This window comes from Flavobacterium branchiicola (assembly GCF_018383905.1).
Lineage (GTDB): Bacteria > Bacteroidota > Bacteroidia > Flavobacteriales > Flavobacteriaceae > Flavobacterium > Flavobacterium branchiicola.
Window position 1 is genome coordinate 577,162 of the sequence record NZ_JAGYWA010000004.1, and the last position, 12,008, is coordinate 589,169.

The following is a 12,008-nucleotide window of genomic DNA, read 5'->3' on the forward strand; positions in this document are numbered from 1 at the left end:
TCATTGATGCAGTCTCTCTTTTTATGTAGTGTTATTCTATTTCTGAAACGTTTTTTAACTTCGGTGGAGCGAACTTATTTTTTAAATCAAAAACCAGTTCTGAAACACCGTTTTGTTGCAGGTAATCCAATTTTTCCACTGCTTCTTCCATCGTTGGAATATGTCCTTTTGGAATCCACCACATTGCAGTATGGGCTTTTCCGAATTTAAGAAACCACTCTTTGCGTCGTTTTAAAAACTCGCTGTGAAAAGTTTTGTACATGTAATGTTCTAATGTCTCCACGTTTTCCCAAACAGATACATTAATGATAACTTGTTCATCATTGTACGGATTCAGATTTGTGGCATTATAACTGTCATCTTTTAATCTCCAGACGAAACCTTCGCTGTTTTCGGCTAAAGTATTTACAAGCTCTAAATTATCTACAAACTCTTTCATGATAGGATCGTTGATGTCGACTCCTTTCATTCTGGCAATATTAATTTCGGCTAGATGATAATTGCTCATATTTGTATGTTTTTGAATAGGAGGCAAGTTAGCCTTTTTTGAACAACTTATTTTATAGATTATATTATATCTGCCCGTTCGGTGTAATTAAAATAGTATAAATTTTGACGCGGATTAGACAGATTCGTTATCACGAAAACGCGGACAAAAACGGATTGGTTTAAAGAATTTTTAAAAATCCGTTTTTGTCCGCGTTTTTACGAAGTAAATCCGTTTTATCCGCGTGCTATTTTATTCAAAGGAGCATTTTAAATATAGTTACACCCAACGGGTTATATCTATTAAATTATATCTATAACAATTTTTCCGTTTGCAGATCCATCGCTAACCGCTTTGTGAGCATCTATCGCGTTGTCCAGAGTAAATTTTCTGGAATCAATAATTGGTTTTAGTTTTCCATCTTCAATTAGTTTTGCAGCTTCTTTAAGGATTTCTCCGTGGTGTTGTCTTCCTTCGCCACCAATCATTGGTCGCAAAACAAAAACGCCATGTATACTTGCATTACGAAGAGATCCCGGCGCCAGTGTATGTGTACCAAAAGCATAACAGCTGCTAATTTGTCCGTAATGACGAATCGCTTTTAATGAATCATCAAATGACTGACCACCAACAGTATCATAAATAATATCAAATCCTTTTCCGTCTGTATATTGATTTACATATTCTTCGACAGTTGTTGTCTTATAATCAATAGGAGTTGCTCCATACGATTTTACAATATCCGTTTTTTGAGAAGAAACAGTTGCAAATACATCAGCCCCAAAAATTTTAGCAAGTTGTACTACCATATGGCCAACGCCGCCGGCTCCTGCATGTACAAGAACTTTATCGCCTTCTGCTACTTTTGCACGATCAATTAAACCTTCCCAGGCAGTTAATAATACTAAAGGAACTCCTGCGGCTTCTTTCATGCTTAAGTTTTTAGGCTTTTTTGCCAATAAAGAAGCATCTACTGCAGTATATTCGGCTAAAGTTCCCTGAAGTCCGAGAACACCTCCCGCAAGTCCGTAAACTTCATCTCCAATGGTAAAATCAGTAATTCCCTCTCCGATTTCTTCAATAACTCCGGCTAAATCAGTACCTAAAATTGCCGGTAATACAGGTGATGCATAAGGAGAAAGTCCTAAACGTATTTTATTATCGATTGGATTTACGCCGCTTGCATGAATTTTTACCAGAACTTCTCCTTTTTTTGGAGTTGGTTTTTCAGTTTCTGTAGTTACAAAATCCGATTCGTATGTATTGGTGAATAATGCTTTCATTGCTTTATAAAATTTGAACCGTTTTGTAAACCTGAACAGGAGCAGCTAAAAAGGCTTCGCCTTTTGCTATAAAATCAACTAAATAAGGCTGACTATTGTGTAAATCCAGTCCGTCCTGATCTTTCCATTCTTCCCAAATAATAAAAATATTTTCGGTATTATGAAGATCATAACGTACGCACGCAGCTTCTTTTCTGGTTTCAGTAACCAGATGTGTGATCATATTCTGAATTTCGGTCAGATGTTCTTTCTTGCTTTTAATAATTGCGGTGATAGAGATCATAATTATAAAGTTTTAAAAGTTTCTTCTAAGTGTTTGGTATATTCATCTTTAAAGATAACGATATTTTCTGGTGTTGCCCCTTTTTCGACATCATGAAAATGAAAACCGTCTATTCTTTCCATTCCGGTGAATTTATTCATTTTATGAAAGCCAAACATTACGCCATCATCAACAGAAGTTTCTTCAAAGAATTCTCCCGGAAGTGTAAAAGCAGTTTTTGGAGCATTCCAGCTTGTAGTCAGCATATATTTGCGTCCGTGTAAAAGTCCGCCAGTTCCATAATTGATATCGGGATTTACGCGGCTTCTACCATCGTTTTTATAAATTCCGTTGCTATGTCCTTGAGTAAAAACATCATCAATATATTTTTTGAAAAGATTCGGAATTTGAAACCACCAAACCGGCGTATGATAAATAATTAAATCTGCCCAAACGAATTTTTCCACTTCTTCCTGAAGGTCGATTTCGTTTTCGATATGTGTTGTTTTTATTTCGTAATTGTTGTTTTTAGAAAAGAATTCAGTTGTCCAGTCCTGAACGGTTTGATTGAACTGACCTCCTGAATGTGCGAATTTTTGTCCGCCGTTGATTATAAATACTTTTTTCATTTTTAAGTTTTTATTTGTTTTTAACACATAGAAACATAGATTTTTTCTTTCTCAAAAAGGGAACTGAAAGAAACTAGTTTCTAACACATAGTTTTCAAAGTTTGTCATTCCGAGGAACGAGGAATCTTCGCGAGTAACGCTACAAAGATTGGCGGCAAACGTTATGGAAACCCGCGTGTGATTTGCTTCGCCTGTTCGCTATCGCTCGGGTCTCCTTACGTCGAAATGACAATATTGTATAAACTATGTTTGTTTTTTTTTTTTGCAAGTGAAACGCCTTTTTAAAGCTTTTAATCCCGATGGCTATCGGGAATGTTTCTATGTGTTTAAATATTTATTTTATTTTAGCAATTGCCTGATTGATAAACTCTAATTCTGAAGCTGATAAATCGAAATCCATTGTTTTGGCGTTTGAAATCGCTTGTTCTGCATTTCTTGCTCCTGCCAGAACTATCGAAATTCCTTTTTGTAAAGTAGTCCAGCGAAGAACCAATTGAGAAATCGAAATGTGTTTAGAATTTGCCAAAGCGCTTAATTCTTCGATTAAAGTTTTTACCTTTTGAAGATCAAACTGCCCGAAATAACCATTACGGTGATCGTTTTCTTTTAATTTACTGTCTGTAAAATACTTTCCGGTTAATAAACCTCTTTCCATTGGACTGTAAGCTATGATTCCGATATTTTCAGCGATGGTGAATGGAAGTAAATCAGCTTCTATTTTACGATTCAGCATACTGTAAGCAACCTGATTTGAAGCAATCTGAACTGTTTTTTGTGCTTCCTGAATTTGAGGAATACTATAATTACTTACTCCAAATGCTCTGATTTTTCCTTGTTGAATTAAAGTTTCAACAGCTTCCATTGTTTCAGAAATTGGAGTAGTGGAGTCTGGCCAGTGAATTTGTAATAAATCAATATAATCGGTTTGAAGGCGTTTTAAGCTTTCTTCAATTTCTTTTATAACACTAGCTTTTGATGAATATTTGTAAACCGGAATTTTCTTGCCGTTATCATCGGCATCAAAAAAGAAATCGCCTTTTCCGTTGTTGCTTCCGTCCCAAACCAGACCAAATTTGGTTAATAACTGAACTTTAGAACGATCCTGAGTTTTAAGAGCTTCTCCGATCATTTCTTCGCTTAAGCCAAATCCGTAAAAAGGAGCGGTGTCAATTGTAGTAACTCCATGATCGATTGATGCATGAATAGAGTCGATAGAATCTTTCTTTTCATTTCCGCCCCACATGTTTCCGCCAATAGCAAAAGCACCGTAAGTAATTGTTGATAATTGAAGTTCTGAATTACCTAATTTTCTATATTCCATGGTTGTAATTTTTTCTGTTTTAATTTTATAGGGCAAAATTATACTGTTTTTACGAGTTGTATTTGGTATATATTTGTCTTTTTTAGGTATATTTGCATTTTAAATTAATTTTTGTAAAAATGAAAAAAGAAAATTTATACGAGCCTTTTACAGTTTCTTTTGAAACGCTGGATGAATATCCGGATGTAGGCGATCGCCATAATTTTTTTGAGTTAGTTTATATTTTGGAAGGAACTGGAAGGCAGTGTATCAATAAAAATATTTTTGAATACGATGCCGGACATATGTTTTTATTAACGCCTGAAGATTGTCATAATTTTACCATCGAGACTAAAACAAAGTTTTTCTTTTTGAGATTCAATGATATTTATTTGAAAAATTCGAGTCTACAGAATGAAAACATTCAGCGATTAGAATATATTTTACAAAATGCCAATCATCAGCCGGGTTGTATCCTGAAAAATGAGGCCGATAAATGTCTGGTAAAAGTGATGGTAGAAGCCGTTATTCGCGAATACGAGGATAAAGATGTTTATAATCAGGAATTGATTCAGCAATTGGTAAATACTCTTATAATTATCGTGGCCAGAAATATTGCTAAATATCTTCCCGAGCAGGTAAGTATTGGTTGTGAGGCAAAAGCAATGGATATTTTACAATATATTCAGAATAATATTTATTATCCTGAAAAGATTAAAGCAGAATCAATTAGTGAATATTTCGGAATTTCTAATACGTATTTAGGACGTTATTTTAAGAAACATGCCAGCGAAACTATGCAGCAATATATTAGTAACTACAAAACTAAACTAATTGAGCATCGCTTGCAGTTTAGTGATAAACGTATCAATGAAATTGCTTATGAATTTGGTTTTACGGATGAAAGCCACTTTAATAAATTCTTTAAAAAACAAAAAGGGAATAGTCCTTCGGAGTTTAGGAAAACAATTCGATTGAGTGCTTAAAATGGCTCGAGATGACGCTGATTTGAATGGATTTTTATCTAACTATCGTAGTTTCTGTTAGTTTAATATCTTCTGGTTTTGCGTTTTTGTTGCTAAGTAGTAACTGATTTATTGCACTAAATTCTGCACTTCTTCCAGCTATTTTTATGATGCTTTCGTGAGATAGGTTGTTAAAGCGCTTTTCTGAGATGTGAAATATTATTTGATATGATTGAGTGTTTTTAAAACTCTTTTTTGTTTCTTTTTTGTTTGAATAAATTTCATTATAGGTTGGACTCCAATTTATTTTTGGAAGAAATAGTCGAACAAAGGCTATCGGGAGAAAGATGTAAATTTCTTGAGCTTCAAAAACGTTTTCACAAATCCCACATATTTTTTCATACAAACTATCTTCATCAAAAAAATCTTCTGAAGAACTCATAAGAAGGATTGATTTTTCAACTGAATTTGAAAAGCTTTGGGATATTAAATCTTTTGACTCGCTTGTTTTTGTTTTTTGGAGAAAATCAAAAAATCCCATATTTAGGTTATTTGAAAAAGTTAGATAATCTTCTTAATCACACGAAGTTTGTGTGTATGCTTATTTATTTCCGGATTGTAAATTCCCGTATGGTCTAAACGGTCAATACGTACTTTTCCACTTGCGTGAATGATGTAATTGTTTTCCATTATAATACCAACGTGAATAATGTTTCCTTCGTCATTATCAAAAAAGGCCAAATCTCCCGGTTCACTTTCTTCAATAAAACTTAACGGGTCTCCTTCAAGAGCTTGTTGCGAAGCGTCGCGGTGAATTTTGTAACCATTTAGTTTGTAAACCATTTGTGTAAAACCGGAACAATCAATTCCGAATGGTGTTTTACCTCCCCATAAATAAGGCGCATTCAAATACATGAACGCAGTACTTATAAGAGCATTTTTTGGTTTAATACCGCTGGTTTTTGTTCCTTCAAAATCAAAATTTGAAGTATTGATTTCGCTGTTGTTTAAAAATGATAGTGAAGCTCCTAATGGAATTGGAAGTAATAAATTATCCGGTGCAGTGATATAATCAATTAAATCAGCGTTTAGTATAATCGCTTCATTACTTAATTGTTTATACTGTGCCTCAGAAATTATCTGATATTGTTTAGAATCTACCCAGCCTACGTAGTCATCAAATTGAATTTTTATACGTGCCCATTGATTCTGGCGCTCTAAAATTTCGATATGTTCGCCAAACAACAATTGCGTAACGATTTCACTTCTGTCACTTGGTTCAGATCGAACGGGTACTATGGCTAGATTGCAAATTCCGAACATTTAGGGTAATTTATTAGTTGAAAATCAGGAGTAATTAATTTCTAATAACTCCTGATTTAGTATGATATTGTTTAAGCTCTTTCGATAACAATTGCAGAAGCACCACCACCACCATTACAGATTGCAGCAGCTCCGGTTTTTGCATTGTTTTGTTCCAGAACATTGATTAAAGTTACGATAATTCTTGCTCCCGAACAACCAAGCGGATGTCCTAAAGAAACAGCACCACCGTTTACGTTTACTTTATCGTTATCAAGATTTAAGATTTTTGAATTAGCTAAGCCAACTACAGAAAAAGCCTCATTGAATTCGAAATAATCAACATCTGAAATAGAGATTCCAGCTTTATCCAACGCTTTTGGTAATGCTTTGGCAGGGCTAGTAGTAAACCATTTTGGTTCCTGTGCAGCATCAGCATAACCTTTTATGTAGGCAAGAGGTTTTAAACCTAATGCTGTAGCTTTTTCTTCAGACATTAAAATTAATGCAGCAGCTCCGTCATTAATAGTAGAAGCATTTGCAGCAGTAACAGTTCCGTCTTTTGTAAAAACAGCGCCTAAAGAAGGAATTTTATCTAATTTCACATTAGTATATTCTTCATCTTTTGAAAAGATAACAGGTTCACCACGTCTTTGAGGAACTTCGACAGGAACAACTTCATTATCAAATTTTCCGGCATCCCATGCTTTTGCACTTCTTTCATAAGACTGAATAGCGAAAGCATCCTGTTCTTCACGGCTGATGTTATATTCAGTTGCACATAAATCAGCGCAAACTCCCATTGCGTTATTATCGTAAGCATCTGTCAAACCATCCTTCTGCATTCCGTCAAGCATAGTTGCAGGACCAAACTTATTTCCGGCACGCATTTGTACGTAATGTGGAATCAAGCTCATACTTTCCATTCCACCCGCAACTACAATTTCAGCGTCTCCGCATGCAATTGCCTGCGCGGCAAACATCACAGCTTTCATTCCCGAAGCACAAACTTTGTTTACTGTTGTCGCAGCAACTTCTTCAGACAGACCGGCAAAAAGTGCCGCCTGACGTGCAGGAGCTTGTCCAACTCCAGCCTGAATTACGTTACCCATGAAAACTTCATCAACTAATTTTGGGTCCAGGTTAATTTTTTGAAGGGCTCCTTTTATAGCGGCAGCGCCTAATTTTGGTGCGGGTACGGTAGATAAACCTCCCATGAAACTTCCGATAGGTGTTCTAACGGCAGAAACGATAACAACTCTTTTGTTCATTTTCTGTTTATAATAGTTAATCTAGCAAATTTACTGTTTATTTGAATAAATTCAAATTTTGTATTGAAACGTGTTTATTTTAAATTTAGATGAAATTTTTATTATTTCTATTTGTTTGATTGTGAAGTATTTTGAAAAAACTTTTAAAAAAAGATGAAAAAAAGCTTGAAAATAGTTGTGAGATATGGAATGTTGTCTTACATTTGCACTCGCAAAACAGAACACGTTTCTTGAGCTTGGAGAGGTGCCAGAGCGGTAATGGAGCAGATTGCTAATCTGTCGACGGGTAACCGTCGCCAGGGTTCGAGTCCCTGTCTCTCCGCTTAAATTTTGCCTCGGGGTGTAGCGTAGCCCGGTTATCGCGCCTGCTTTGGGAGCAGGAGGCCGCAGGTTCGAATCCTGCCACCCCGACTAAACTTTACCATAAGTTTTAAAAAAAATGGTTCCATAGCTCAGCTGGATAGAGCAACGCACTTCTAATGCGTAGGTCGAAGGTTCGAATCCTTCTGGGATCACAACAAAAGCCACTCAATTTGAGTGGCTTTTTTGTTTTACACAACTTTAGTTTCTTCATGAATCTTTCATCCAGTACTTGCAACCTGTAGGCTGGATAAAATTTGACCGAACTGCAGATCAGATTAAGGTAAATGATTATGATGCTGTATTTATTCCGGGTGGAGCTTGGAATCCGGATAATCTTCGAAATGATAAAGATATTATCAAGTTTGTTCAGGATTTTAACAAATCGGGAAAACTAATAGCGGCTATTTGTCACGCACCGGTAGTTTTAGCATCGGCTGATATTTTAAAAGGAAGAAAACTAACCGGTTACTGGAATATTCAGGTAGATTTGAAAAATGCGGGAGCAACTATAGTAGAGGCACCTGTTGTGACAGATGGAAATATAATAACAAGCAGACATTCTATAGATGTAGCAGATTTTTCTAAAGCTGTTGAAAACTGGTTGCTTAAAAAGTAATTAAAATTCATAGATAGGAAGATGTAAATATGATTTGATAGTGAAGAAGATAATTTTTCATCACTATCAAAATCATTTATTATGTAAGTTGATTTTTAATGCTTAAATTCCGTATGTATTATTTAAGAATGATTATTTATAAAATAGTAGTATGAAAGCACTGGTTATTGGAGCGACAGGCGCAACAGGAGATTTTTTGGTTGATGAACTTCTTCTGGACAAATATTATACATCAGTTACAATTTTTGTGCGAAAGCCAACAGGAAAGCAAAATCCGAAACTCACGGAGCATGTTATTGATTTTTCAAATATTGAGATTTATAAGGATTTGATTGTTGGAGATGTTTTCTTTTCTTGTTTAGGAACTACATTAAAAGCTGCGGGTTCTAAGGAAAACCAATGGAAGATAGATTATGAAATTCCTTCTGCTTTTGCTTCGTTAGCCCGTGAAAATGGAGTTTCTTCAGTTGTCTTGTTATCTGCGTACGGAGCTTCAGCACAAAGCAGTGTTTTTTATTCTCAAATAAAAGGTAAACTCGAGGATAAGATTGCACAGCTTAATTTTGAACAGTATATTATCTTTCGGCCAGGTTTGCTCTTAAGAGAAGGTACAGATCGATTTGCAGAGAAAATTTCCGGTTCTGTTCTAAAAGGGCTGAATGCAATAGGTCTGTTTAGTAATTTTAAGCCATTACCAACCGATCTTTTGGCTGAAAAATTAGCAAAAGCGCCAAACGTATTGCCTGATGGCACCTCAATAATTGAATTGGAAAAAATATTCACATTGCGGGATTAGATTTATCTGGCAAAAAAAAGGAAAATTTACAGGGAGATAAGAAATTAATAAATTCTGTCTATAAATGCAGAAATGATAATAAGTTTAGATAAATATTATTTTTAAAGAAAAACCGTCTTGATGTAAAAATTTAGACGGTTTTTTTTTAGATGAAATAGAATAATAGGATAAAATATTATTTGAAGTTTAATTTATTGTTATTCAGCTTGTTAAAATTTAATTTAAAGAAAGGTGAAAGAATTATTTGTACTATTTTTACTAGATTTTCTAAGTATGGAATTTATTTGATATAAATATGAAATAGGGCTGAGTGAGATAAGTTTTATAACTCTTAGAAGCAGAAGGCGGGTTAAAAAGTAAAGTATTGTTAATAATTAATAGCGACATTATGGAAAAAGAAACCAATGCACAACAAGCGAATTTAAATGTTATTTTAGATGATTATCCTTCAACGTGGCCACAAGACGGACCTATTGATTTAGAACTTCATGATCTGCCTCATAAAGGATCAGTAATTGAATGGTGGTATCAAAACTGCCATGTTGTTTCAAAAGAAGGTAAAAGGTTCTCGCTTTTTGCTTCTTTTTTTAGATTAGCTATAGCAAAAGATGGTGAACCGGATAATAGTATTTATACTCATTCAGTAATTTGGTCATTATCTGATATTTCCAACGAAAAATATTATATGGATTCTCTGGTAGATCCTTTGATGCCTGCCGAAGCATTAAAAATGATAGCGAAAAATACTGAGAAAAATGTTGGAAATAAATTAATACGGCGTGCATTAAAAGAGGTTTATGAAAAAGGAAATGTACCGCTGCCCGACCGACTTCTGAAACAACCCGCTCATATAGGAGTGAAAAATCTTTCACTGGAGTATGATGAGAATTCTTTTAAGAAAGGAGAGAAAGAGCATTATCATTTAAAGCTCGAAAATCCGTTAAACGATATTGTTTGTATACTTGATTTTAATCCTTTAATAAAACCAATCAGACATGGAAATGACGGAATGGTAAGAGGAGTTAGAAACGAGGATATGTTTTATTATTTCATTCCGAAATGTGAAGTGACTGGTGAGATTCATATTGATAATGAAGTTTATGAAGTAAAAGGAAATGGCTGGTATGATCACGAATTTAGCAGACCGGCAGATGAAGATACCACATTTGAATTTAATCGTGATATGGCCTGGAATTGGGTTGCATTGCAATTAGAGAATGGTTATCAGGTTTCGGGATATGATCTTTTTGATAATACAAATAACGGAAGTCCTGCTGGTGGTGTAATGATTATAATTGATCCCGAAGGAAATAAAGTTAGTGCAGAAGATTTTTCATTTAGTCCCAAAGATTACTGGACAAGCACCAAAACCTTTGTATCTTATCCTGTATCGTGGAAATTAGAAATTCCCCGACTGGATATTTCCCTTTCTATTACGGCTAGTTTTCCGGAACAGGAATTTATTACCATTCTGTCTGCTCCTGCAATATGGGAAGGCAGCGTAAATGTGACAGGAAGTTTTGACCATTCTGAAGTCTCCGGAGTGGGCTATATTGAGAGAAATGGTTTTAATACCAAGGAAAGTATCGAAAGTTTTTTAAAAGCAATTGGTAAAACCACGCAGAAATCGATAGAATCTTTACTTCCTTTAGAACCCAATAATCAACAGTTTAACAGACTTGTTAATAGTTCAATGGGGGTTTCTTTTTTTAGTGAGGCAGATAAAGAACAATATATTTCTTCTGTAATTATTCCTATTAGAGAAGTTGTAGATCGAAGCAAAAAAGCATGGAGATCTTATGTTTTTCTGGCCTGCATAGATATTGTTGGTGGTAACTCGCAACCATTTATAGACTGGCTTTCAATGCCAGAATTAATACATACGGGGTCATTAATTGTAGATGATGTACAGGATAAGTCCGATACACGTAGAGGAGGCGTTGCACTGCACCATATTTATGGGGAAGCCCTGGCCATTAATACTGGTAATATTTGTTATTTTATTGGAGAGTTGTTTACGCAAGAACCACAACTGCCAGAAAACATTAGATTAAAAGTATACGAACTTTATTTTGAAATGATGCGTGTAGCCCATGCAGGTCAGGCACTGGATATTAGCGGATTTCATTTGCTCATGCCAGATGCAGTAAAAAGTGGAGATAGTAGTGTACTTGAAAAAAGAATTTATACGACACATCGTTTAAAAACGGCAGCACCGGCCTGTACATTGGCAAAAATGGGAGGAATAATAGGAGGTGGAAAACCAGAAGAAATAGAAGCGTTAGGTGATTTTTTTGAAGCTATTGGTGTTGCTTATCAGATTATGGATGATGTTTTGAATTTAGAAGGTTATGATGGTAATCTTAAAGATAAAGGAGAAGATATTACTGCCGGAAAAATAACCATGCCAGTGGCTAAAGCAATGAGTTTATTGCCTCTTGAGAAACGCGAATATGTATGGACAACAATTCAAACATTACCTAAAGAACAAAACGTGATAGCATCTGTAATTGGTTTGTTGCAAGATTGCGGAGCCATTGATGCATGCCGGAAAGAAGCACAAGAACTAATGGAAAATGCATGGATAAAAGTAGATCAAATAATGCCGGATTCATTCTTTAAAATAAGATTACGCACCTTTGGTTGGTATGCCCTCAAGATTGAATGAAGTTAAAGTTTTGATGCATTGGTAATTAGTGGGATAATGAATAAGAATGGTCAGTATTTAAACTGA

General features: G+C 35.0%; 12 protein-coding genes and 3 tRNA genes. 7 read left to right on the forward strand and 8 right to left on the reverse strand.

From position 1 onward, the window contains the following. Positions 1–31 precede the first annotated feature (31 nt). From KHA98_RS12495 to KHA98_RS12515, 5 genes are all read right to left on the reverse strand, one after another. Positions 32–508 carry a DUF3291 domain-containing protein gene (locus KHA98_RS12495; RefSeq protein WP_213258265.1) on the reverse strand — a complete coding sequence of 159 codons (477 nt, stop codon included), beginning with the start codon at positions 506–508 and terminating at the stop codon, positions 32–34. Positions 509–789: 281 nt separating this feature from the next. Further along, on the reverse strand, positions 790–1,770 hold the full coding sequence (locus KHA98_RS12500) for a zinc-dependent alcohol dehydrogenase family protein (protein WP_213258266.1): 981 nt from the start codon (positions 1,768–1,770) through the stop codon (positions 790–792). 4 nt (positions 1,771–1,774) lie between these two features. Further along, entirely contained in the window at positions 1,775–2,053 is a 279-nt protein-coding gene (locus KHA98_RS12505) for a putative quinol monooxygenase (protein WP_213258267.1), read from the reverse strand. Between the two features lie 2 nt (positions 2,054–2,055). Further along, positions 2,056–2,661 (reverse strand): NAD(P)H-dependent oxidoreductase, encoded by a 606-nt coding sequence (locus KHA98_RS12510; protein WP_213258268.1) that lies wholly within the window; start codon positions 2,659–2,661, stop codon positions 2,056–2,058. 334 nt (positions 2,662–2,995) lie between these two features. Then, positions 2,996–3,982 carry an aldo/keto reductase gene (locus KHA98_RS12515; protein ID WP_213258269.1) on the reverse strand — a complete coding sequence of 329 codons (987 nt, stop codon included), beginning with the start codon at positions 3,980–3,982 and terminating at the stop codon, positions 2,996–2,998. A gap of 119 nt (positions 3,983–4,101) precedes the next feature. Between KHA98_RS12515 and KHA98_RS12520 the strand changes: the two genes are divergently transcribed. Continuing rightward, a complete protein-coding gene (locus tag KHA98_RS12520) occupies positions 4,102–4,947 on the forward strand; it encodes an AraC family transcriptional regulator (RefSeq protein ID WP_213258270.1) in 846 nt (281 codons plus the stop codon). Positions 4,948–4,981: 34 nt separating this feature from the next. Here KHA98_RS12520 and KHA98_RS12525 read toward each other — a convergent pair whose 3' ends face one another. The 3 genes from KHA98_RS12525 to KHA98_RS12535 form a co-directional block, all read right to left on the reverse strand. Beyond that, positions 4,982–5,467: a hypothetical protein gene (locus KHA98_RS12525; RefSeq protein WP_213258271.1), complete on the reverse strand. Its 486-nt coding sequence runs from the start codon at positions 5,465–5,467 to the stop codon at positions 4,982–4,984. 20 nt (positions 5,468–5,487) lie between these two features. Continuing rightward, positions 5,488–6,249 (reverse strand): C40 family peptidase, encoded by a 762-nt coding sequence (locus KHA98_RS12530; protein ID WP_213258272.1) that lies wholly within the window; start codon positions 6,247–6,249, stop codon positions 5,488–5,490. Between the two features lie 71 nt (positions 6,250–6,320). Beyond that, complete coding sequence (locus KHA98_RS12535; RefSeq protein WP_213258273.1) at positions 6,321–7,499, reverse strand: acetyl-CoA C-acyltransferase; 1,179 nt, start codon at positions 7,497–7,499, stop codon at positions 6,321–6,323. Between the two features lie 238 nt (positions 7,500–7,737). On the opposite strand from KHA98_RS12535, the gene KHA98_RS12540 reads away from it, so the two are divergent. The 6 genes from KHA98_RS12540 to KHA98_RS12565 all read left to right on the forward strand — a co-directional run bounded on the left by KHA98_RS12540 (position 7,738) and on the right by KHA98_RS12565 (position 11,942). Next, positions 7,738–7,821: transfer RNA gene (locus tag KHA98_RS12540), tRNA-Ser, on the forward strand. A 14-nt stretch (positions 7,822–7,835) separates the two neighbouring features. After that, positions 7,836–7,910: transfer RNA gene (locus KHA98_RS12545), tRNA-Pro, on the forward strand. Positions 7,911–7,940: 30 nt separating this feature from the next. After that, a tRNA-Arg gene (locus tag KHA98_RS12550) sits at positions 7,941–8,014 on the forward strand. 77 nt (positions 8,015–8,091) lie between these two features. Beyond that, positions 8,092–8,478, forward strand: coding sequence for a DJ-1/PfpI family protein (locus KHA98_RS12555; RefSeq protein ID WP_213258274.1), 387 nt, complete (start codon positions 8,092–8,094; stop codon positions 8,476–8,478). Positions 8,479–8,629: 151 nt separating this feature from the next. Continuing rightward, the gene (locus KHA98_RS12560; protein WP_213258275.1) at positions 8,630–9,274 is read left to right on the forward strand and encodes an NAD(P)H-binding protein; all 645 of its coding nucleotides are present in this window, start codon (positions 8,630–8,632) and stop codon (positions 9,272–9,274) included. Positions 9,275–9,662: 388 nt separating this feature from the next. Next, the gene (locus KHA98_RS12565) at positions 9,663–11,942 is read left to right on the forward strand and encodes a polyprenyl synthetase family protein (protein WP_213258276.1); all 2,280 of its coding nucleotides are present in this window, start codon (positions 9,663–9,665) and stop codon (positions 11,940–11,942) included. The last annotated feature ends 66 nt before the right edge of the window (positions 11,943–12,008 follow it).